At 61.2% G+C, this 23084-nt stretch carries 15 protein-coding genes and 3 pseudogenes; 10 read left to right on the forward strand and 8 right to left on the reverse strand.

The window, feature by feature from the left end; all coding sequences use genetic code 11:
* Positions 1-13: 13 nt before the first annotated feature.
* Positions 14-913 carry a hydroxymethylglutaryl-CoA lyase gene (locus tag JTY93_RS16025; protein ID WP_205478071.1) on the forward strand — a complete coding sequence of 300 codons (900 nt, stop codon included), beginning with the start codon at positions 14-16 and terminating at the stop codon, positions 911-913.
* Between the two features lie 703 nt (positions 914-1616).
* Here JTY93_RS16025 and JTY93_RS16030 read toward each other — a convergent pair.
* On the reverse strand, positions 1617-3299 hold the full coding sequence (locus JTY93_RS16030; RefSeq protein ID WP_205478070.1) for an AMP-binding protein: 1683 nt from the start codon (positions 3297-3299) through the stop codon (positions 1617-1619).
* A 171-nt stretch (positions 3300-3470) separates the two neighbouring features.
* Between JTY93_RS16030 and JTY93_RS16035 the strand changes: the two genes are divergently transcribed.
* Genes JTY93_RS16035 through JTY93_RS16050 form a run of 4 tightly spaced genes read left to right on the forward strand, consistent with a single transcriptional unit; the run spans position 3471 to position 9023 of the window.
* Positions 3471-4634 carry an isovaleryl-CoA dehydrogenase gene (locus tag JTY93_RS16035; RefSeq protein WP_029298352.1) on the forward strand — a complete coding sequence of 388 codons (1164 nt, stop codon included), beginning with the start codon at positions 3471-3473 and terminating at the stop codon, positions 4632-4634.
* 11 nt (positions 4635-4645) lie between these two features.
* Positions 4646-6253: a carboxyl transferase domain-containing protein gene (locus JTY93_RS16040; protein WP_205478069.1), complete on the forward strand. Its 1608-nt coding sequence runs from the start codon at positions 4646-4648 to the stop codon at positions 6251-6253.
* 14 nt (positions 6254-6267) lie between these two features.
* Complete coding sequence (locus JTY93_RS16045) at positions 6268-7074, forward strand: gamma-carboxygeranoyl-CoA hydratase (RefSeq protein ID WP_205478068.1); 807 nt, start codon at positions 6268-6270, stop codon at positions 7072-7074.
* Positions 7071-9023 carry an acetyl/propionyl/methylcrotonyl-CoA carboxylase subunit alpha gene (locus JTY93_RS16050; protein WP_205478067.1) on the forward strand — a complete coding sequence of 651 codons (1953 nt, stop codon included), beginning with the start codon at positions 7071-7073 and terminating at the stop codon, positions 9021-9023. The genes JTY93_RS16045 and JTY93_RS16050 overlap by 4 nt, the downstream gene beginning before the upstream one ends.
* On the opposite strand, the gene JTY93_RS16055 is transcribed toward JTY93_RS16050, so the two are convergent.
* Positions 9020-9667: a LexA family protein gene (locus tag JTY93_RS16055; RefSeq protein ID WP_205478066.1), complete on the reverse strand. Its 648-nt coding sequence runs from the start codon at positions 9665-9667 to the stop codon at positions 9020-9022. The two genes, JTY93_RS16050 and JTY93_RS16055, sit on opposite strands and share 4 nt — an antisense overlap.
* Before the next feature lie 129 nt (positions 9668-9796).
* Here JTY93_RS16055 and JTY93_RS16060 point away from each other — a divergent pair, with 129 nt between their 5' ends.
* Both JTY93_RS16060 and JTY93_RS16065 read left to right on the forward strand, forming a co-directional pair.
* A complete protein-coding gene (locus JTY93_RS16060; RefSeq protein WP_205478065.1) occupies positions 9797-10144 on the forward strand; it encodes a DUF6124 family protein in 348 nt (115 codons plus the stop codon).
* Between the two features lie 480 nt (positions 10145-10624).
* Positions 10625-11776, forward strand: coding sequence for a M14 family metallopeptidase (locus JTY93_RS16065; protein WP_169999181.1), 1152 nt, complete (start codon positions 10625-10627; stop codon positions 11774-11776).
* Positions 11777-11801: 25 nt separating this feature from the next.
* Here the strand turns inward: JTY93_RS16065 and JTY93_RS16070 are convergent, their stop codons facing one another.
* Positions 11802-12257, reverse strand: a complete 456-nt coding sequence (locus JTY93_RS16070; RefSeq protein WP_169999182.1) for a winged helix-turn-helix transcriptional regulator — start codon at positions 12255-12257, stop codon at positions 11802-11804.
* 96 nt (positions 12258-12353) lie between these two features.
* Here JTY93_RS16070 and JTY93_RS16075 point away from each other — a divergent pair, with 96 nt between their 5' ends.
* Positions 12354-13571 carry an MFS transporter gene (locus JTY93_RS16075; RefSeq protein WP_205478064.1) on the forward strand — a complete coding sequence of 406 codons (1218 nt, stop codon included), beginning with the start codon at positions 12354-12356 and terminating at the stop codon, positions 13569-13571.
* Between the two features lie 155 nt (positions 13572-13726).
* On the opposite strand, the gene JTY93_RS16080 is transcribed toward JTY93_RS16075, so the two are convergent.
* Positions 13727-15019, reverse strand: coding sequence for an FNR domain-containing protein (locus JTY93_RS16080; protein ID WP_205478063.1), 1293 nt, complete (start codon positions 15017-15019; stop codon positions 13727-13729).
* Positions 15016-16621 (reverse strand): annotated as a pseudogene (locus tag JTY93_RS16085) (amino acid adenylation domain-containing protein). Before JTY93_RS16085 ends, JTY93_RS16080 begins: the two are co-directional and overlap by 4 nt.
* A gap of 350 nt (positions 16622-16971) precedes the next feature.
* On the opposite strand from JTY93_RS16085, the pseudogene JTY93_RS16090 reads away from it, so the two are divergent.
* Positions 16972-18277 (forward strand): annotated as a pseudogene (locus JTY93_RS16090) (protein kinase).
* Between the two features lie 114 nt (positions 18278-18391).
* Here the strand turns inward: JTY93_RS16090 and JTY93_RS16095 are convergent.
* Positions 18392-19099 carry a YebC/PmpR family DNA-binding transcriptional regulator gene (locus JTY93_RS16095; protein ID WP_029298387.1) on the reverse strand — a complete coding sequence of 236 codons (708 nt, stop codon included), beginning with the start codon at positions 19097-19099 and terminating at the stop codon, positions 18392-18394.
* A gap of 118 nt (positions 19100-19217) precedes the next feature.
* Complete coding sequence (locus JTY93_RS16100; RefSeq protein WP_205478061.1) at positions 19218-20543, reverse strand: MFS transporter; 1326 nt, start codon at positions 20541-20543, stop codon at positions 19218-19220.
* A 265-nt stretch (positions 20544-20808) separates the two neighbouring features.
* Between JTY93_RS16100 and JTY93_RS16105 the strand changes: the two genes are divergently transcribed.
* Positions 20809-21684, forward strand: coding sequence for a LysR substrate-binding domain-containing protein (locus tag JTY93_RS16105; RefSeq protein WP_205478060.1), 876 nt, complete (start codon positions 20809-20811; stop codon positions 21682-21684).
* 172 nt (positions 21685-21856) lie between these two features.
* On the opposite strand, the pseudogene JTY93_RS29980 reads toward JTY93_RS16105, so the two are convergent.
* Positions 21857-23009, reverse strand: a pseudogene (locus JTY93_RS29980) (integrase core domain-containing protein).
* Positions 23010-23084: the final 75 nt, after the last annotated feature.

The raw sequence follows: 23084 nt of genomic DNA on the forward strand, positions 1-23084 counted from the left end.
AAAGGTAGATCCCATGTATCTCCCCTCTCATGTACGCCTGGTCGAAGTCGGCCCGCGCGACGGTCTGCAAAACGAAGCACAGCCCATCAGCGTGGCCGACAAGGTGCAACTGGTCGATGCCCTCAGTGCGGCAGGCCTGGGTTACATCGAAGTCGGCAGTTTTGTCTCGCCCAAGTGGGTGCCGCAGATGGCCGGCTCAGCCGAAGTGTTTGCACAGATCCAGCGCAAGCCGGGCGTGATCTACGGCGCGCTGGCGCCGAACCTGCGCGGGTTCGAGGACGCGCTGGCGGCCGGGGTCAAGGAGGTTGCGGTGTTTGCCGCGGCGTCGGAGGCGTTTTCCCAGCGCAATATCAATTGCTCCATCAGCGAGAGCCTGGAGCGCTTTGCGCCGATCATGGCGGCGGCGCAGCAACATGGCGTGAGTGTGCGCGGCTATGTGTCCTGCGTGCTGGGTTGCCCTTATGAAGGCCAAGTGGCGCCGGAACAAGTGGCCGCCGTGGCCCGAGAGCTGTATGCCATGGGCTGCTACGAGGTGTCTTTGGGCGACACCATCGGCACCGGCACCGCCGGCGCCACGCGCCGTATGTTTGAGGTGGTGGGCAAGGACGTGCCACGGGCAAAGCTCGCCGGGCATTTCCATGACACCTACGGGCAGGCCATCGCCAACCTGTATGCCAGCCTGCTGGAAGGTATCGCGGTGTTCGACAGCTCTATCGCCGGCCTCGGCGGCTGCCCCTACGCCAAGGGCGCCAGCGGTAACGTGGCCACTGAGGATGTGCTGTACCTGCTAAATGGCCTGGGCATCGAGACCGGTATCGACATGGACAAGCTGGTGGCGGCGGGCCAGCAGATCTGTACGGTCCTCGGCCGCGCCACCGGCTCACGCGTGGCCAGGGCCCGTAGCGCCAGTTGAGTAGCGTAACCGTGACGATGTGTTACCTCACGGCTACACATCGGGTAACACGGGAACATATTTTGTCGCATTCTCTGAAGTAAATTTCCTACTTAAAAATCAAGCCATTGATTTTAAAGGACTTTCAAAAGTTGGCACGGCTTCTGCTATCTCTATGGCATAACAAGAATAAAAAAGCGCCAAACCTAATAAAAAATAAGACGTACCGACTCTGACATAACAAAAACAACACGGCAGAGACGCAGCTAACAGATTTTTTTGGAGAAGATGTGCTTCGCAGGGTACGGCGCAAGCCGCCACTCGCAACCGGGCAGAGAACAATAAAACTACCCCAAGGTAGCTACCCACTGGTTGGATCGCATGCGAAGAAGCAGATCAGCGCTCAAAAAAATACGTTTGCTCTTGACCCCGGATGGGGGTCGCCAAAACAGCGGTAAAGGGCCACGGTTGCCAAAAACAACAATAGACCGCCCCTCAATAATAAAAAAAAGAGCACGTAACAACAAATTAAAGGGGGAGCTTCGGCTCCCCTTTGTGCTGCCTGGGTGAAATGAATTTTGTGAATCACCCTCTATCCCCTGTGGGGAGCGGGCTTGCTCGCGAAAGCGGTGGGTCAGTTGATAAATACTTGACTGATACTCCGCTATCGCGAGCAAGCCCGCTCCCACACAAGCCAGGCCCCACATCAGGTTTGGGCCAGGCCTCAGGTTTCGCTACGCAGTTGCTCGATCGTGATCTCGCGCATACGAAACTTCTGGACCTTGCCGGTCACTGTCATCGGAAACTCTTCAACAAACCGGAAATGCTTCGGCGTCTTGAAGTGCGCAATGCGCCCCTTGCACCAGGTTTGCAACTCCAGTTCGTTGGCGACCTGCCCCGGATGAAACTTGATCCAGGCCACGATCTCTTCGCCGTAACGCTCATCGGGGATGCCGATAATCTGCACATCGGCCACCGCCGGGTGGGTGAAGAAGAACTCCTCCAGCTCCCGTGGGTACACGTTCTCGCCGCCGCGAATGATCATGTCTTTGTTGCGCCCGGCGATGCACACGTAACCCTGCTCATCCATGCTCGCCAGGTCGCCCGTATGCATCCAGCCCGCCTCGTCGATGGCTTCGCGGGTGCCCTCGGGGTTGTTCCAGTAGCCGAGCATCACGCTGTAGCCACGGGTGCACAGCTCGCCGATCTGCCCGCGCGCTACGGTGTTGCCGGCTTCGTCGATGATCTTGCTTTCCAACTGGGGCTGGGTGCGCCCGACGGTGGTCACGCGCCGCTCCAGGTCGTCATCGGCCCCGGTCTGCAGCGACACCGGGCTGGTCTCGGTCATGCCGTAGGCGATTTGTACCTCACTCATATGCAGGTCGCTGATCACCCGGCGCATCACCTCGATCGGGCAGGTGGAGCCGGCCATGATCCCGGTGCGCAGGGTCGACAGGTCGAACGTACCGCGCTGCGGATGATCGAGCACCGCGATAAACATCGTGGGTACGCCGTATAGGCCAGTGGCACGCTCTTCGGCCACGGCGGCCAGGGTCAGCAGCGGGTCGAAACCGTCATTGGGATAGATCATGGTCGTGCCATGGGTGATGCAGCCCAGGTTGCCCATGACCATGCCAAAGCAATGGTAGAGCGGCACGGGGATCACCAGGCGGTCCTGGGCGGTCAGGCCCAGGCTTTCGCCGACCATGTAGCCGTTGTTGAGGATGTTGTGGTGACTGAGGGTGGCGCCCTTGGGGAAGCCCGTGGTGCCGGAGGTGTACTGGATGTTGACGGGTTGATCGAAGTGCAGGCTGGCCTCGCGGTGATGCAGCTGTTGCGGGGGAATGCCCGTACCCAGGGCCGACAATTGCAACCAGGGCAGGAACCCCGAGGGCGGTCGCGCATCCAGGCTGATTACCCCGCGCAGCTCGGGTAACAGCTCGCAGCGCAATTGGCCGATGCCCTGCTCCGCCAGTTCCGGTACCAGCGCCTGCAGCATCCCGTGGTAGTCGGAGGATTTGAACGAACCGGCACAGATCAACCACTGGCAGCCCGATTGCTTGAGTACGTATTCCAACTCGCTACTGCGGTAGGCCGGATTGATGTTGACCAGGATCACCCCGAGCTTGGCACTGGCCACCTGGCTAATGCACCACTCGGCGCAGTTCGGCGCCCAGATGCCGAGACGATCCCCGATCTGCAAACCCAGGGCCAGCAGAGCGCGGGCATGCAGGTCCACGGCTTCGGCCAATTGCTGCCAGGTGTAGCGCAACTGCTGATGGCGCACCACCAGAGCCTCGCCCTCCGGGTACCGCGCCACCGTGCGGTCAAAGGCCTGGCCAATGGTCATGGCCAGCAGGGCCTTGTTCTGTGGGCCACGGCTGTAGCTCTGATTCGGTTGATCCATGACGACCCCTATTGTCTTTTTTGTAGGTGGACGGTGCGCCGGTCAGGCGCGAGCTTGACGTTAACGTAAGCTACGATTGACAGTCATGCAACGCAAGTTTACGTTAACGTAAAGGTGATCGCCCAATGGCGTCGCCAGCCCCACAACAATAATGTTTATAGGTGCCCCTCCATGAGTTACCCGACCCTGAACTTCGCCCTCGGTGAAACCATCGACATGCTGCGCGACCAGGTGCAGGCCTTCGTGGCCAAGGAGCTGGCGCCCCGGGCAGCACAGATCGATATCGACAACCTGTTCCCCGTGGATATGTGGCGCAAGTTCGGTGACATGGGCCTGCTGGGCATCACCGTGCCGGAAGAATACGGCGGTGCCGGCCTGGGTTACCTGGCCCACGTGGTGGCCATGGAAGAGATCAGCCGTGGCTCGGCCTCGGTGGCGCTGTCCTACGGCGCGCACTCCAACCTGTGCGTCAACCAGATCAACCGCAACGGCAGCCACGAGCAAAAGCTCAAGTACCTGCCCAAGCTGATCAGCGGCGAGCACATTGGCGCCCTGGCCATGAGCGAGCCCAATGCCGGCTCGGATGTGGTCTCGATGAAGCTGCGCGCCGACAAGCGCGGCAGCGTGTATGTGCTCAACGGCAGCAAGACCTGGATCACCAACGGTCCCGATGCCCACACCTACGTAATCTACGCCAAGACCGACCTGGAAAAAGGCGCCCATGGCATCACCGCGTTTATCGTCGAGCGCGACTCGAAAGGCTTCAGCCGCAGCAACAAGTTCGACAAGCTGGGCATGCGCGGCTCCAACACCTGCGAGCTGTTTTTCGATGACGTCGAAGTGCCCGAAGAAAACATCCTCGGCGCGCTCAATGGCGGGGTCAAAGTGCTGATGAGCGGCCTGGACTACGAGCGCGTGGTGCTCTCCGGCGGCCCTACCGGGATCATGCAGGCCTGCATGGACCTGATCGTGCCGTATATCCACGACCGCAAACAGTTCGGCCAGAGCATCGGCGAGTTCCAACTGATCCAGGGCAAGGTCGCCGACATGTACACCCAGCTCAACGCCAGCCGTGCCTACCTGTACGCGGTTGCCCAAGCCTGCGAGCGCGGCGAAACCACACGCAAGGACGCGGCCGGGGTGATTCTGTACAGCGCCGAACGCGCCACGCAGATGGCCCTCGATGCAATCCAGATTCTCGGCGGCAATGGCTATATCAATGAATTCCCGGCCGGCCGCCTGCTGCGCGATGCCAAGCTGTATGAAATCGGCGCGGGCACCAGTGAGATCCGGCGCATGTTGATTGGTCGCGAACTGTTCAACGAAACCCGCTGAGGGAGTGCACCATGGCCACCCTGCACACCCAACTCAATCCGCGTTCGGCTGAATTTGCCGCCAATAGCGCGGCAATGCTCAAACAGGTCGACGCCCTGCACACCCTGCTCGCCCAGGTCCAGCAAGGCGGCGGCAGCAAGGCCCAGGAGCGCCACACGTCCCGGGGCAAGCTGTTACCGCGCGAGCGCATCAACCGCCTGCTTGACCCAGGCTCGGCGTTCCTTGAGCTCAGCCAACTGGCGGCGTATCAGGTCTATGGTGAAGACGTACCGGCTGCTGGCGTGATCGCCGGGATCGGCCGGGTCGAAGGCGTGGAATGCATGATCGTCGCCAACGACGCCACGGTAAAAGGCGGTTCCTATTACCCGCTGACCGTGAAAAAACACCTGCGCGCACAAACCATCGCCGAACAGAATCGCCTACCGTGCATCTACCTGGTGGATTCCGGCGGCGCCAACCTGCCGCGCCAGGATGAAGTGTTTCCCGACCGCGAGCACTTTGGGCGGATCTTCTTCAACCAGGCCAACATGAGTGCCCAAGGCATCCCGCAAATTGCCGTGGTCATGGGCTCCTGCACCGCCGGTGGTGCCTATGTGCCAGCGATGGCCGACGAAGCGATCATGGTGCGCCAGCAGGCGACCATCTTCCTCGCCGGCCCGCCACTGGTGAAGGCCGCCACGGGCGAAGTGGTCAGCGCCGAAGACCTTGGCGGTGCCGATGTGCACTGCAAGATCTCCGGGGTGGCCGACCATTACGCCGACAGCGACGAACACGCCCTGGCCCTGGCCCGCCGTAGCGTCGCCAACCTCAATTGGCGCAAACAGGGGCAGTTGCAACAACGCACGCCGGTCGCGCCGTTGTATGCCAGCGACGAGTTGTACGGGGTGATCCCGGCCGACGCCAAGCAACCGTTCGATGTGCGCGAAGTGATTGCGCGACTGGTGGACGGCTCGGTCTTCGATGAATTCAAGGCGCTGTTCGGCACCACGCTGGTCTGCGGGTTTGCCCATTTGCATGGCTATCCCATCGCGATCCTTGGCAATAACGGCATCCTCTTCGCCGAAGCTGCGCAAAAAGGCGCGCACTTTATCGAGCTGGCCTGCCAGCGCGGGATTCCCCTGCTGTTCTTGCAGAACATCACCGGCTTTATGGTCGGGCAGAAATACGAAGCCGGCGGCATCGCCAAGCACGGCGCCAAGCTGGTCACCGCCGTGGCCTGTGCCAAGGTACCGAAATTCACAGTGATCATCGGTGGCAGCTTTGGTGCCGGTAACTACGGGATGTGCGGACGGGCCTACGACCCGCGCTTTTTGTGGATGTGGCCCAACGCACGCATTGGCGTGATGGGTGCCGAACAGGCGGCCGGCGTGCTGGTGCAGGTCAAGCGCGAACAAGCCGAACGCAGTGGTCAGGGGTTCAGCGCCGAGGAAGAAGCGCAGATCAAGCAGCCGATCCTCGACCAGTATGAAACCCAGGGCCACCCCTACTACTCCAGCGCCCGCCTGTGGGATGACGGTGTCATCGACCCTTTGCAGACCCGTGACGTGCTGGCCCTGGCCTTGTCCGCCGCACTGAATGCCCCCATCGAGCCGAGCCGCTTCGGCGTGTTCCGCATGTAATTGGAGCTGCACCCATGAGCGATTTCAACACCGTTGAACTGGTGAACGACCCCCGTGGCTTTGCCACGCTGTGGTTGAGCCGGGAAGAGAAAAACAACGCGTTCAATGCCGAAATGATCCGTGAGCTGATCATTGCCCTGGATCAGGTACAGGCCGATGCGTCCCTGCGCTTTCTGGTGGTACGCGGGCGCGGCAAGCATTTCAGCGCCGGCGCGGACCTGGCCTGGATGCAGCAGTCGGCCGAGCTGGATTACCACACCAACCTTGACGACGCCCGCGAGCTGGCGGAGTTGATGTACAACCTGGCCAAGCTGAAAATCCCGACCCTGGCCGTGGTCCAGGGCGCAGCGTATGGCGGTGCCCTGGGCCTGATCAGTTGCTGCGACATGGCCATTGGCGCCGATGACGCGCAGTTCTGTCTGTCGGAAGTGCGCATCGGTCTCGCACCGGCGGTCATCAGCCCGTTTGTGGTGCAGGCGATTGGCGAGCGCGCGGCCCGGCGTTATGCCCTGACCGCAGAACGCTTCGACGGCCAGCAGGCGCAGGCGATCGGGCTATTGGCGCAAAGCTATCCCCTCGATGAGCTGAATCAACAGGTCGAGCAGTGGACCGCCAATCTGCTGCTCAACAGCCCGGCCGCCATGCGCGCCAGCAAGGACCTGCTGCGTGAAGTCGGCAACGGCGCGCTCACCCCGGCCTTGCGCCGTTACTGCGAAAACGCCATCTCACGCATCCGCGTCAGCGCCGAGGGCCAGGAAGGCTTGCGCGCGTTTTTGCAAAAGCGTGCACCCAGCTGGCAGTCCCAGGAGCATCGTTCATGAGTTCACCGTTGATTACCTGCGTGCTGGTGGCCAACCGTGGCGAAATCGCCTGCCGGGTCATGCGCACGGCCAAAGCTTTGGGCATGACCACCGTTGCCGTGCATAGCGCCACGGACCGCGATGCGCGCCATAGCCGCGAAGCCGATATCCGCGTGGACCTGGGCGGCAGCAAGGCCGCCGACAGCTACCTGCAGATCGACAAATTGATTGCCGCCGCCAAAGCCAGCGGCGCCCAGGCGATTCATCCTGGCTATGGCTTTCTTTCCGAAAACCCGGGCTTTGCGCGGGCAATTGAAGACGCCGGGCTGATTTTCCTCGGCCCGCCTGCTTCGGCCATTGATGCCATGGGCAGCAAATCCGCGGCCAAGGCGCTGATGGAAACCGCCGGCGTGCCGCTGGTACCGGGTTACCACGGTGCCGGGCAGGATCTGGAAACCTTCCGCCAGGCCGCCGCGCGCATTGGCTACCCGGTGCTGCTCAAGGCCACCGCTGGCGGCGGCGGCAAAGGCATGAAAGTGGTCGAGGACGAAAGCCAACTGGCCGAAGCCCTGGCCTCGGCCCAGCGTGAAGCGCTGTCGTCGTTTGGCAACGCGCAGATGTTGGTGGAGAAATACCTGATCAAGCCGCGCCACGTGGAGATCCAGGTATTTGCCGACCAGCATGGCAATTGCCTGTACCTCAATGAGCGCGACTGCTCGATCCAGCGTCGCCACCAAAAGGTCGTCGAAGAAGCCCCGGCGCCCGGTCTCAGCCCGGCCCTGCGCCAGGCCATGGGTGAGGCGGCGGTACGCGCGGCCCAGGCGATTGGCTATGTCGGCGCCGGCACCGTGGAGTTCCTGCTGGATGCGCGCGGCGAGTTCTTCTTCATGGAGATGAACACCCGTTTGCAGGTGGAACACCCGGTAACCGAGGCCATCACCGGCCTGGACTTGGTGGCCTGGCAAATTCGCGTGGCTCAAGGTGAGCCGCTGCCGATGACCCAGGAGCAAGTGCCGTTGCGCGGCCACGCCATCGAAGTGCGGCTGTATGCCGAAGACCCGAGCCATGACTTTTTACCGGCCACCGGGCATCTGGCGCTGTACCGCGAGTCGGCACCAGGCCCGGGACGCCGGGTGGACAGCGGCGTCGAGCAAGGCGACGACGTATCACCCTTCTACGACCCGATGCTCGGCAAGCTGATCGCCTGGGGCGAGGACCGCGAACAAGCGCGCCTGCGCCTTTTGAGCATGCTGGACGAGTTTGCGGTCGGCGGCTTGAAGACCAACCTGGGCTTTTTGCGGCGCATCATCGGCCATCCCGCGTTCGCTGCGGCGCAGTTGGATACCGGGTTTATCCCGCGTTATCAGGAACAACTGCTGCCTGTCGCCAGCGCGTTGAGCGATGAGTTCTGGCAGGCCGCCGGCCATGCCTTTATGCAAAGCCAACTGCCTCGGCTGCGCAACGACGACCCCGCCTCGCCGTGGGCTGCGGCGCTGGGCTTTCGCACAGGCCTGCCTGCCGAGACGTCACTGCATTTGAGCTGCGACGGCCAGGACCGCCTGGTGACGTTGCAAACCACCACTGCGCCGCAACTGCGGGACGAACACCTGTGGATCGAAGACGCCGGCATACGCCGCTCGCATCTGGCGGTGCGCCATGGCCAGACGCTGTTCCTGCGCTGGCAGGGTGAAATGCGCAGCGTGACGCTGTTTGATCCGATCGCCGCCGTCGATGCCGGGCAGGCGCATCAGGGTGGCCTTACTGCGCCGATGAACGGCAGCATCGTGCGGGTGCTGGTGGAAGTCGGCCAGACGGTTGAGGCCGGCACGCAATTGGTGGTGCTCGAAGCGATGAAGATGGAGCACAGCATCCGTGCGCCCCATAACGGCGTGGTCAAGGCGTTGTATTGCCAGGAAGGTGAAATGGTCGGTGAAGGGAGTGCATTGGTGGAACTGGAGGCCCAGCCCTAGAACTTCACCGTGGCCTGGACCACTACGCCGATGATCCGGCAGTCATCGGTGAGCAATGCCTTTGGGTAGGTCGGGTTGAGCGGCACCAGATAACGCTGGCCGCTTTCCTCCAGCAGCTTGCGAAACGTCGCCTGGCTGCTGCCCGCCCATTGGGCCACCACCAGTTTGCCGGGCTCGGCGTCGAGGGCCGGGTCCACCAGGATCATCATGCCGTCGGCGATGCTTGGCCCGCTGGGCGCGGTCATTGCATCGCCGCTCACCTGGAGCCAGAACGCCTCGCCGTCGGCGTCGTAGTCACTCGCCTGAAAACGCGCAGGACCGTAGGCCGGACGTTGTTCGTGGACCTGGCAAGGCTGTTTCCAGTCTTTTACCGGGTAGCGAAAATACGGGTTGTATTGAAGGGCCGGCGCGGCTTCATCTTCGCCCGGGCCGTCACCCTTCTCGCGGATCACCAGCGCTGCTTCCAGATAACCCAGGCCCAGCTCTTCGAGCACCCGGTTCATATCGGCGAGGCTCGGTACCCGGCGCTTGCCCAGCCAATGGCCAATGCCGCCCTGGGACATGCCCATGCGTGCCGCCAGTTGATTCTGCGTGACCTTGCGGGCCTTCATGTTGGCTTTGACCAACGCTATCCATTTATCCATGGGGCAGACAATACCGGGTGTATTGATGACGACAATAAACAGTTTGTAGTAATCAATCAAATGACATAAATACAGATCGTATTATTATCACGCTTACCTCTTCACCTTCCCACCCAGAGCGCAGATCTCATGACCACACCTCCGGATCACCTGCCCGGTACACCTGATAATGATGAAATAAAATTTTTACAGGGCAGCGACGCAGCCCGTCGTGCGCTGGACTACTACTTGAAAGAAGATCCAGGCCCGACACCGGACGATGAAACCTGGTTCGAGGCCAATCCCACGGTCAGCAGCGAGGAAGCCCTGATCCACGCGTCGGACCTGCTGCGCAGCGCCGCCGCCATCGCGTATGAGCTGGCGAACAATAAGCTGGGAGGCACCCGGGACCTGGCGTTTTCGGTGGTGTATCTAATTGATATGGCCAAGGCCATGCTGGAGCGTCCACTGCAACTGGCAGACGGGAAAACCTCGTAACCAGACGGGTGTGCAGGAACAGAAGGAAAAATATTTCTATCAGGCAGATAAAAACATTTGACTTGCAAATGATAATGATTATTATTGCAAGCAGCTGGTCGCGAGATCAGTCGATAGACCAAGAGACCTTAGGTCGGACTCTTGGAATATCTCCTCATCAGGCTAATCACGGTTTTTGACCCGGCTCTTTGGCCGGGTCTTTTTTTTGCCAGTTATTCTGGCGTGGCTTCAGGCTAATGAAGACTGTGTGTTGCTTGATGGCGCGCATGGTAGCAAAAGACCATCAGCGAAAGAAAGCCGAGAAAGCGCTCTGGCCCGGTTCTTTCCAAATTAGCACTTGAGAATCAATCTCATAGACTCTAAGCTGCTGCTGCGTCATGGACGACGCCCCCTCCTTTTTCGCAACAATTTGCGTCCCAAACTTTACCCCGCCCCTGTGTAAACTGCCTGTCACATCTCTCATATTCAGGCAACCAGACTATGACCGTGGCCTTGACCTCCATTAAAATCACCAGCGATTTCGACAGCGGCAATATCCAGGTGCTCGACACCCGCGATGCCCATCAACTGTTACTGGCGATCAAACCCGATACCCGTAGCCAGCACTTCCAATGGTTCCACTTCAAGGCCGAAGGTATGCACATTGGTCATACCCATACCTTTCGCTTGAGCAACGCCGGTCAGTCCTCCTACAAACATGCCTGGAGCGGCTACAACGCCGTGGCGTCCTACGACCATATCAACTGGTTCCGCGTGCCTACACGCTTTGATGGCGAAACCTTGCACATCGAATTCAAGACCGAGCAAAAGCACGCCTGGCTCGCCTACTTCGAACCCTACAGCCGCGAGCGTCACGCCTGGTTGATCGACCGGGCGCTGAACCGCGCGGGCACCCAATTGCTGGCGACCGGCAAGAGCGTCGAGGGCCGTGATATTCCCCTGCTACGCCGTGGCAAGGGCGGCGCGGGGCAGCGCAAAGTGTGGATCATCGCCCAGCAGCACCCCGGTGAGCACATGGCCGAGTGGTTTATGGAAGGCATCATCGAGCGCCTGCAACAGGACGGTGATGACGAGCTGAAAAAACTGCTGGCCGCCGCCGACCTCTACCTGGTGCCGAACATGAACCCGGATGGTGCGTTCCACGGCCATCTGCGCACCAACGCCATGGGCCAGGACCTTAATCGCGCCTGGCAAAGCGCAAGCCAGGAGCAGAGCCCGGAAGTGCTGTTCGTCCAACAGCAAATGGAAAAATACGGCGTCGACCTGTTCCTGGATATCCACGGCGACGAGGAAATTCCCTACGTGTTCACCGCAGGTTGTGAAGGTAACCCCGGCTATACGCCGCGTATCGAGGCCCTGGAAAAACACTTTCGCAGCCACTTGAGCGAGCTGACCCGCGACTTCCAGACCACCCATGGCTACACCCGCGACTTGCCAGGCCAGGCCAATATGACCCTGGCCTGCAACAGCGTGGGCGAGCAGTTCGATTGCCTGTCCCTGACCCTGGAAATGCCGTTCAAGGACAATGACGATGCGCCCGACCCTCATACCGGCTGGTCCGGCAAACGCTCACTGCAACTGGGCAAGGACGTGCTGAGCAGCGTGGCGGATATAGTCGACGTACTGCGCTGATCCTGGCCAACCCGGGGGGGCCGATTCAGCCCCCGGGTTGCGCTGACACCCGCAGGCATTCCTGCGGCTCGAGTACCCGGCCATCCGCTGCACGTACCTGCAAGGGCTGCAGGGGCTGGCCGTGCTCCCGGTCCAGCATCACCGAATGCGCCTCGCCTTCGGCATAGAAAAAACCCTCGCCCCACTGCCGCAACCCAATGATCACGGCAAACAGCCCCCTGCCCTTTTCCGTCAACACATACTCCTGATAAGCGCTGCCATCGGAGGCCGGGACGACCTCGAGAATCCCGTGGGCCACCAGGTCGCGCAGGCGCGCCGACAGAATGTTCTTGGCCATCCCCAGGCTGCGCTGGAACTCGCCAAAACGGCGGATGCCATCGAATGCATCGCGAATGATCAACAGCGCCCAACCATCGCCAATGGCCTCCAGTGAGCGCGCCACCGGGCATTCGGCACTTTCAAAGCGGGTGAGTTTGACCATGGGTAACGCCTGCCTGACAGAAATGTAGTTGCAATATAAAACCGGAATACCTACCGTACAACTGGTTTCATTTCAAAACCATAACGAGCATCCAATATGCCAAAATCCCCCTTGAGTGGCGCGGTCGTGCTGCTGTTTGCCATTGCCTGTGGTTTGTCGGTAGCGAATGTCTATTACGCCCAACCCCTGCTCGATGCCATGGCCATGACGTTTTCCATGGACCCCGCCACCGTCGGCATCGTGATCAGCCTGACCCAGGTCGGTTATGGCGTCGGCCTGTTATTGCTGGTGCCGTTGGGAGACCTGCTCAATCGCCGCTACTTGATTGTCTGCCAGTTGCTGCTCTCGACCTGCGCGGTATTGCTGGTCGCGCTGTCCAGCAGCAGCTCGTGGTTCCTGGCTGGCCTGCTGCTGACGGGCCTGCTCGCCGTGGTGGCCCAGGTGTTGGTGGCCTATGCCGCCAACCTGGCGCGGCCCGAGCAACGGGGGCATGTGGTAGGCCTGGTGACCAGTGGCATCGTGGTCGGCCTGCTGCTGGCGCGCACGGTATCCGGGATCATGGCGGACCTGGCCGGCTGGCGCTCGGTGTACCTGTTGTCGGCCGGCTTGACGTTGCTGATGGCGCTATTGCTCTGGCGTATCTTGCCTGCCGCCGAACAGCCTCGCACGCCGGGCTCCTATGGGCAGTTGCTAGGCTCGGTGTTGCGCCTTTTGCGCGAGGAAAAAGTCCTGCGAGATCGTGCGGTGCTGGCGTTGCTGACGTTTGCCGCTGGCACCGTGCTCTGGACGCCTTTGGTGTTGGCGTTGAGCACTCCGCCATTGTCGTTGTCCCACACCCAGATCGGCCTGTTCGGCCTTGCCGGTGCCGCCGGCGCGCTGGGCGCGGCCCATGCCGGACGCCTGGCCGACCGCGGCCTGGCCCAATGGACCAGCGGCGCCGCCCTGCTGCTGATGCTGCTGTCGTGGCTGGCCATCGCCTTCACCCAGTCCTCGTTATGGGCGTTATTGCTCGGCGTCATTACCTTCGACCTCGGCCTGCAAGCCGTGCATGTCACCAGCCAAAGCCTGATCTATAGCGTGCGCCCCGACGCCCAGAGCAGGCTGGTGGCCGCCTACATGCTGTTCTATTCGGCAGGCAGCGCCCTGGGCTCGGTCTTGGCCACGATGATGTACGCCTGGGCCGGCTGGCTCGGCGTGTGCGCCCTGGGCGCCGCCATCAACCTGTTGGCCCTGGTTTACTGGCGGTTTACCCTCGGTGCTCAGCCTTTGCCGAACATGCTGTGTAACACGTCATCACGACGCACCCAGCCATGAAGCAACGCCGCCGCCAAATGCCACAACACCGGCAGACGCTCGATCACCATCGCCAAAATCGCAATCCCCAGAGGCTGTAGGCGTTTTCAGAACAAGTACCAGATGGCGGTATTGCTCGGATTCATCCCGCGCCTCTGTTCGTGCCAAACCGTTGCTCAGGAATCCCAGATCGCGCCGTAAGCCGGTATGCCCCGGGCTTCCATCTCTTGAACCACCCGGCGGGTCAACGCCTGGTTGGCGATGCAGATCACCGCTTCGGCCCCTACCGCTTGCACGGCAGCGTAGGCCAACTGCACAAGGTCAGGCTTGCCCCGCACATCGGTGTCCCAGATCACGGCGTCGGGTTGTGCCCGCACAATTTCCTCTACCAATGCCGCGCCATAGGTCTTGGCGGGGCTGCGGGTAGACCACACCAACTGGATCGGCACCTGCGCCGCCAGCAAATGCGGCATCACCGGGCCGATACCACTCCCTGTGGCGATGTACACCACTGACTTGAACAAGGTCTCGACGTTGGCCACGCCCGCGATAGTAATCCCCTTGACCCACACATGCGACGGCAAGCGGTCGATATAGCGCCCCGTCCAATCCCCGGCTCGGGAAATAATCAGGCGAAAGCCCGGCTGGCCCGGAGTGGGAATATTGGCGAACGAATGCCACTCCAGCAGTGGCTGCAGACTGATTGCAGTGGACGAGCCGGCAAACGGCGTGGTGTGTAACAGGCGGGTCACTACCGCATGGTCGGAAGGTCGGTGATGACTGACCGCCACCCTGCTCAGGCGCAACCAAGGCAGGGCAATACTCAGGCTCAGCAGGAGCAACACCCAGAACTCCACTGCATGCAGCAGGCTGCTCTGGGGTAACGCCAGCAGCGTTTGCGCCCAGAACAGCAACAAGGCCGCCCAACCTGCAAACCGATGCACGCGCTCGAAGCCGTTATGGAAGCGACCGCGAATCCACGGCTGCGCCATCACCACCATCAGCACCAAGATGCCGAACAATGCGCCACTGACCAGCAACCATGCCGCCGAAACGCTGTGCGGCTGTTGCAGGTAACGCCACCCCTGGCTGCCGACCAGCACCGCAAACCACAACGTCGCCGCCACCGCGCCGCCGCTGTGCAGCCCCCCAAGGTGATAGACCTTGGCCGCATGGCGACGGATGCACAGCGGCCACGTCACGGGGATCCGCGTCGCCAGCCAGAACAACCCGTTGATCACGTACTGCTGGCGCACCAGGATCGCCAGGGCCAGGTTGAGCATCACCAGCCGCGACACCACCTGCACATCCACCCCTGGCAGCTCCAGGCAGGCCAGCGCAAACCCGCCGTTGGCGACGAACACCAGCGCCACCAGCCGGTTGTAATGGGAAAACAACGGCGCGCCAGACCAGCGTCTCCACCCGCCAGGCCGCGCAGGCAATGGCGTTTCCATCAGCCGGTCAATCATGGGCGACCACCCTCTTGCCGGGCGAGTTGCTGCCCCTCGACGCTGTCACGAGCCCATTGCAGCAGAAGGGTCTTGTCGATCTTGCCGCGCGCCGTCAGCGGCAGATTCTCCACAGCAAAGATCAACGCGGGAACGCAGTAGTACGCCAAGCGCTGCGCGCAGTACTGCCTGGCGGCCGGAACATTCGCACTGGCCGGCGTCACAAACGCCACAAGGTGCTGACTGTCGAACTTCAGTGCCACCGCCCGACTACACGAACCACACGCCTCCAAGGTGGTTGAAACCGCATCCAACTCCACGCGAAAACCACGCACTTTGACCTGATCATCAACTCGCCCCAGATGCTCCAGTGCCCCGCTGCCCGTCCAGCGTCCCAGGTCCCGTGTACGAAACATCATCCGGCCCGCCCCCCAGGAACGGATCAGGGCGATAGCGTTGCGCAGTCAACAGCGGGTTGTTCAGATACCCCGCCGTCACCCCGTCGCCCCCGGCCCACATCTCACCGACCTCCCCTGGCGCGCACGCACGCCCGTGTTCATCCAGCACATACACGGTGTTGTTGGGCGTAGGCGTGCCGATGGTCAAGGGTGCCCCCGGCGTATGCCGGTGCAGCGTGTTGACGATGGTGGTTTCGGTGGGCCCGCAGCCGTTGTAGAACACGCAATGGGCCGCCCATCGGTCCGCCAGTGCCTGTGGGCACGGCTCGCCCGCCACTGCTACCGTCTCAAGGTCGGGGCACTGCTGGGGGTCAAGGGTGCCAAGGATTGACGGCGTTGCGATCAGCACGTGGCAAAGGCGCGCGGTCTGCCCGATATCCTGGGTGCGGATATGCAACGTTGCGCCGTGGGCCAGGCAGCCAAGAATTTCCCAGGCGGCCATGTCGAATGCAATGTTGAGAATCTGCCCGACGATCATGCCCGGCCTAATGCCCAGGTTTCCCGGCGCCGTCAGCAGCACGTTGCACACATTGCGATGGGTCACCCGCACCCCGTTGGGCCGTCCCGTGGTGCCAGAGGTAAACAGCACAAAACACAAGTCGCCGGGGCGGGTCACCGCGACGTTTGGGTCCGCTTCCTCTACCAGCCACGGTGCCTGCACGAGAAACTCATCCAGGCACACACACGGCTGATCGGCGGCCAGCGGCAGTCGATCCTTGAACCCCGACAATGTCAGCACAACCTTGCTCGACAACGACTCAAGGATCATCGCCAATTGGGCCGGCGGGGTAATTCTGGCGTCCTGGGGCACATATGCAGCGCCGACTTTCAACACCGCGAGCATCCCCACCAGCATGGGGATCGACCGCTCGACAAACAGCGCCACACTGTCGCCCGGCACCACCCCCTGTTCGATCAGGTGCGCCGCCAGCCGATTGGCTTGGCGATTCAACTGCCGATAGCTGATGCTCTGGTCTAGCCAGCGGGCGGCTATCCCCTCGGGTGCTGCCGCCGCGTGCGCTTCAAAAGCCTGGTGTATATAGGTGTAAGGCAGTGGATTGACCGCACCGCATCCCCAGGCCTGGAGGGTATCGCGTTGCAGGGAGGGCAAATGACCTAACGCCTGGGTACTGACAAAACCGCTACTCGTTGCTGTTGCCGACATCATGGGCTCACTCCTCATCTGGCTCCTGCCCACAGTGATCGGGCAGTCGGGGCGCTTGATTGAGGAACTGACACGACATTACAGACTTGCGAGAGGCTACAAACGATAGGGAACGAGGCCATTCACAGGATTTATTTTTCCTACGAATGGAACATCCATTGCTGGCTGGCGTCTCCCTGAGCACAGCCGATTACCACACCCGCGACGCAAGCCATTCACCGGCTCTTCGCGGACAAGGCCCGGCAGCAGGGCTACACCCTCAGGCCCAGCCAGTTACAACAAGTCAGCTCGCCGGCGCTCAAATCGCTATCATGAGCGCCTTTGCCCTTGTCGAGTGACCGAAGCTGTTCATGGATACCCTTGCCCAACTCAAGGCTGGCCAACTGGCTGGCATCAAGCGCCTGGATCTGTCCTGCGGCCTGACGCAGTTCCCCCGGGAAATCTTCGACCTGGCCGATTCCCTGGAAATCCTCAATCTGAGCGGCAACGCCCTGAGCAGCCTGCCGGACGACTTGCACCGCCTGCCCCACCTGCGTGTGCTGTTTTGCTCGGACAACGCCTTCACCGAACTGCCGGCATGCCTGGGCCAGTGCCAGCAATTGAGCATGGTCGGCTTCAAGGCCAACCAGATCGAGCACGTGCCCGCCGCCGCGCTGCCGTCGCAGTTGCGCTGGTTGATCCTCACCGATAACCGCATCAGCCAGTTGCCGGACGCACTCGGTGAGCGGCCCCTGCTACAGAAGCTCATGCTGGCGGGCAACCGCCTGGAGCAACTGCCAGCGAGCTTGGCCCAATGCCATAACCTCGAGCTACTGCGCATCGCCTCCAACCGCTTGACGCAATTGCCGCAATGGCTGCTGACGCTACCGCGCCTGACCTGGCTGGCCTATGCCGGCAACCCGGTAGAAAGCGCGGTGCAAGTGGCCAATGATGACGCGACGCCGAACATTCCCTGGGCTGAACTGCAACTGGCCGAAGTATTGGGCGAAGGCGCTTCAGGCGTGATTCGCAAGGCGTTCAGGCAAGCGTCAAACGCGCCTGTCGCCGTCAAACTCTATAAGGGCACCATCACCAGCGACGGTTCGCCGCTGCACGAAATGCAGGCCTGCATTGCCGCCGGGCTGCATCCCAACCTGATCAAGGTGCAAGGCCGCGTGATCGGCCACCCCACTGAGCAGGCCGCCCTGGTGATGGACCTGATCGACCCGAGCTACCGCAACCTCGCCGACCTGCCCAGCCTGGCGTCCTGCACCCGGGACGTCTACGACCCTGCCACCCGTTTCAGCCTTGAAGTGGCGTTGCGCATGGCACGCGGCATCGCCTCCGTGGCCGCGCACCTGCACCGGCACGGCATTACCCATGGCGACCTGTATGGCCACAATATCCTGTGGAATGCCGAGGGCGATTGTTTGCTCGGGGATTTTGGCGCGGCGTCATTCCATGCCACCGCCGACACCTTGGAGACCAGGGCGTTGCAGCGCATTGAAGTGCGGGCGTTCGGGGGTGTTGCTGGGGGAGTTGCTGGAGCGCATTGATAGCGGGTTGAGCGATGAACAGCGCCAAGTGCTGGAGGCGCTGCGCGGCAGCTGCTGCCAGCCGCAGGTGCTGGCGCGTCCGGCGTTCCAAGAGATCGAGGCACTGCTGTCCTCACTCTGAAACGCCATGCAAATGTGGGAGCGGGCTTGCCCGCGATAGCAGTCGGTCAGTCACACCGCTATCGCGGGCAAGCCCGCTCCCACACAAGCCCGCGCCCGTGGTTCCAGGCCGGTATCAGCCTGCCAGGCCGACGAACATATCCTGCACGTCGTCATGGTTGTCCAGGCCTTCGAGGAAGGCTTCGACTTCCGCCATCTGCTCGTCGCTCAAACCGCTGACCGGGTTTTTCGAGATGTAGCCCAACTTGGCCGACAACACGGTAAACCCCTGCTCCGGCAAGGCTTTCTGTACCGCATCCAGGTCCGTGGTCTCGGTAATGAACAGGGTCGTGCCCTCTTCTTCACCTTCTTCAAAGTCCTGGGCGCCGGCTTCGATGGCGGCCATTTCCGGGTCGGCATCCGGGGTATCCGGGGAGGCCTCGATCAGCCCTACATGGTTGAAGTCCCAAGCCACCGAGCCCGAAGCCCCCAGTTGCCCCTTGCGAAATGCCACGCGGATTTCCGCCACGGTGCGGTTGATGTTGTCGGTCACGCATTCGACGATCAACGGTACCTGGTGCGGGGCGAACCCTTCGTAAGTCACACGATGGTACTGCACGGTCTCGCCCAGCAGGCCCGCGCCTTTCTTGATCGCGCGCTCCAGGGTTTCCTTGGGCATCGAGGCCTTTTTGGCCTGCTCGACCACCAGACGCAGGTGGGCGTTGGTTGCGGTATCAGCACCGTTGCGGGCGGCAATGGTGATCTCTTTCACCAGCTTGCCGAAGATCTTGCCCTTGGCATTGGATGCCGCTTCTTTATGTTTAACCTTCCACTGTGCGCCCATGACTCACTCTCTTGATATCCGTGGCGCCGAGACGTCTACTGGCCGGCGCTTTGGCCGCAGAGTTTATAGGGCAAGAACCCTTCGTTCCACCAAAAAACCGGCCAGCGTTGCAGGTGCCTCAGGTGCGCAGGGGTTTGATCGCCACTGAACGATCCGGCACAAAGTCGCCCACTTGCGCCAAAACCGCAGGCCGGGCGTTCCAATAGGGCATCAGCACCAACGAGGAAAACAACGCGGCGCCGGCGAACACGATAAACACCGTCACCGTATCGAAATAGCCCGGCAACAGGCCACCGAGAATCGCCCCCACCGAACCGCAGCCGTTGACGAAACCCGCCGCCGTCGCCCCAGCCTTGGCCGTGCCGAAGTCGATCGCCGCCGTACTGCTGATCATCGAGTCCGGCCCGTACAGGGTCAGGCCCATGACAAACAGCAAGGCCATCACCAACAGCACGCTGCCGGTATGCAATGCCCCCATGAACAGCGCCAGCGACACCGTCAGCGCCAACAGGCTGAGCACGCAGGCCGGCATGCGCCGGGCGCCGAACAGTTTGTCGGACGCCAGGCCAATCATGATCGGCCCCAGCAACCCCGCCAGCTCGAACGCCGTCGGCACAATGGCCGCGCCAACCTTGCCCACCGAGGGCATCTGCTCATAGACGATGACCGGGCCCCACAACAGGATCGCGTAACGGGCCGGTTTCAACAGGAAGTACGCCAGGCCCAAGGTCAGCACCGTGCGGTTGCGCAAGATTTCGCGCAACGGCTCAAGGATGCTGATTTTCTTGGCCGCCGCCTGCTCCTCGGCGCTCATTGCCGGCTCAGGTTCGACTTCCGGCAGGCCGACGTCCTGTGGCGTATTGCGCTGGAAGATGAAAAACAGTACTGCCACCAACGCCACCACTGCGGCACTGGAAATAAAGGCCGCGTGCCAGGTGCCGATCAGGGTATAGGCCCACCAACCGGCAAACGGTGACGCCACCAACCCGCCAAACGCATAGCACGAGCTCCACAACCCCAGCACCCGCCCGCGCTGTTGCGCCGGGAAGAAACTGCCGAGGTTCTTGCACAGTCCCGACCAGCCGGTGGACTGCGCCAGGCCCTGGATCAACATGCACGTGACAAAGATCGGCAAGGTGGCAAACGTACCCATTACCAGCGCGGCGGCCGCGGAAATCACCAACCCCCCCAACACCACCACCCTAGGGCCGAAACGGTCGGCGAGCATGCCCCAGGTGAACTGGCCAACGGCATACGCCGCCAAGTACAGGCCATCCAGATTGGCCATCATCATCTTGTCCAGCGGGAAGTTCGGGTCGTCAACGATCCCCAACTTGGCCACGGAAAACGCTTTGCGGGTGAAATAGAAGGCGGCATAGGCCAGCCAGGTGATGGCGAAAATCTGCACGCGCCAACGCTTGATACTACCCATAGGGATATTCATGGTGGTTCTGACCTCAGGTGTGAGTGTGCCGGCAGAATCGAAAAGCAATTGCCTGTGTTTTTATTGTTTTGCACTGCAGTACCGGGTCGCAGGGCGCCGGTACTGGTCAGATGAGTCCTGCAAGGTTGCACGCAACGACCCATGATCGCCGAAGTTGTAGGACTCAACCTACGGCGACTGAGGGCTATCAAAGCAATGGCTGACTAATAGGTAAAATCGATTTATCGTATTTCAAATATAAGCTCAGCTTGTAAGAGGTCATGCCATGTCGGTTTCCCATGCCCAACTCAAAGCGTTCCATGCGGTGGCGGTCCACGGCAGCTTTACTCTGGCGGCGGAGCGGCTGTTCCTCACGCAACCGGCCATTTCCGACCAGGTGCGCAAACTCGAAGAGCGTTTCGGAGTGCTGCTGTTCCATCGCAACAAGCGCTCCGTGCGCCTGACCGATCTGGGGGAGCGCCTGCTGAGTATCACCCAGCGCCTGTTTGTGATTGCTGCCGAAGCCGAGGAATTGCTGCAGGATTCCAAGGCCCTGCAGACAGGCAGCCTGACCCTGGCCGTGGACGCGCCAGTGCACGTGCTGCCGCAGATCGCGCGGTTTTGCGAACGCTACCCAGGGATTACGGTGAAGATTGAGACCGGCAACACCGACGATGCACTGTACCGCCTGTACAACTACCAGGCTGACCTGGCGCTGGTGGGGCGTGACGTGGACGACGAGCGGCTGCTTTCGATCCCGCTGCGCGATGACCCGATGCTGGCCTTTGTGGCACGTAACCATCCATGGGCCGGGCGCGAATCCATTGACCTGGCGGACCTGGACGACACGCCTCTGGTCCTGCGGGAAACCGGTTCGGTGACCCGTCAGACCCTGGAGCGCGAGATGCACCAGGCCGGGCTGCGGATCCGCCCGGCGATACAGGTGGAAGGCCGCGAGGCCGCCCGTGAAGCGGTGGTGGTGGGGATTGGCGTGGGCGTGGTCTCGGCCTCGGAATTCGGCGCAGACTCGCGGGTGTACGCCATGCCGATCCGCGACTGCACCCAGCGCATGAAGGAAACGCTGGTGTGCCTGAAGGAACAGAGCTCGCGACGGGTGGTGGCGACCTTTCTGGAGATTGTCCGCGAGAGCCTGGATACTTGATCACTGAACTGTGTGGCGAGGGGGCTCGTCCCCCGTTGGGCTGCGCAGCAGCCCCAATAAGACCGCCGCGTTTTATCAGATAGACCGCAGCGCCAGGGTTTGGGGCTGCTGCGCAGCCCAACGGGGGTGTAGAACCGTAGACATCCTTTACATCTGAAACCGGGGACATCGTTTACACATTTGAAGCTTGGATGCGGCTCTTGCCGCGTCCAAGTCTGCCTAAGGGATAGTCACATAGGTACAGATCCCAAACATCCTCTTCAGCCTCTTTAAGCCCTATCCGTTCTCCAGATAAAGCCTCGCTGACAAATATCAGCTTGTTCTTCCACAAGATAGAGCCGTCCTGTCTGACACTTCGAACCTGCATGTCTGCCGGATATTCCACGGCGGGTAAGCATCCGGGGTAAGGCCGAGTAGATGGCACATACAACTCTCCCGGACGTTTCATGCCGAGCGCTTCGTGTGGTCGTATATAATTGAATTCATTCCTGAAATGCTCCAGCAACAGCTGTTGCTCAAGCAAGTCGCGTCCTAAAGGCAACTCGAATTTCAAGCTGCGGTGCATTCGCTCGTGGCGACCGTTCTGCGCGGGTCTTCCAGGCATGATTCGCTCGGGGTAGATGCCCAGACGGATCCACCAAACCGCCAATGTAGACATTCTTGCCAGACCAGGAGAGGCAAATGGAACACCGTTGTCAGAACGAATGACTTGCGGCATGCCGTATTCCTGAAAAAAGCCTCTCAAATGCCTGTTTTACAGGCTGTGTCATGATCTTGGGGTGGGCCCTGCACGCCAGAATCAGGCGCGATGCGTGGTCAGTCACGGTCAAAGGAAAGCACATCTGCCCGTTAAGCATCTTGAACTGCCCTTTGTAGTCAGCACACCACGTCTTGTTGGGCTCGTTGGCTTCTCGCATTGGGGGCGTGGGAAGTGCCGTGTCGACGCTTGAAGCGCCGTTTGCTGACCAATCCAAGCCGATCAAGCCATTGCCCTGCCGTGCTGGGGGGCAGGCCAGGTGATGGTTGGATCCTCGATTCGCAATAGCTCGAGAAGCTTCTTCGGCCCCCATTTATCGTGGGCTTCCTTCATGGCCACCACGCGGGCCAAGATCTCATCGTCGGTTTTGTTTGGACTGTTATGAGGTCGTCGGGAGAGCTCGGACAACGACTTCAAATCGCCGTCATGCCGGGCAATCCATTTATCGACGGTAGGCCGACTCACATTGAATCGGTGTGCCAACTGGGTTTTCGTGTAGTTGCCAGAAAGCCAGTCAGCGACCAGTTTGATTCGTTGGTTCATGGGGGGACTCTTGGTTCCAGGGCATGATCAGATACCTCCTGACCATGCGTATTAACCTGTAAACCATGTCCCCGGTTAGAAATGTAAACGATGTCCCCGG

It is taken from the genome of Pseudomonas hygromyciniae, from assembly GCF_016925675.1.
Lineage (GTDB): Bacteria > Pseudomonadota > Gammaproteobacteria > Pseudomonadales > Pseudomonadaceae > Aquipseudomonas > Aquipseudomonas hygromyciniae.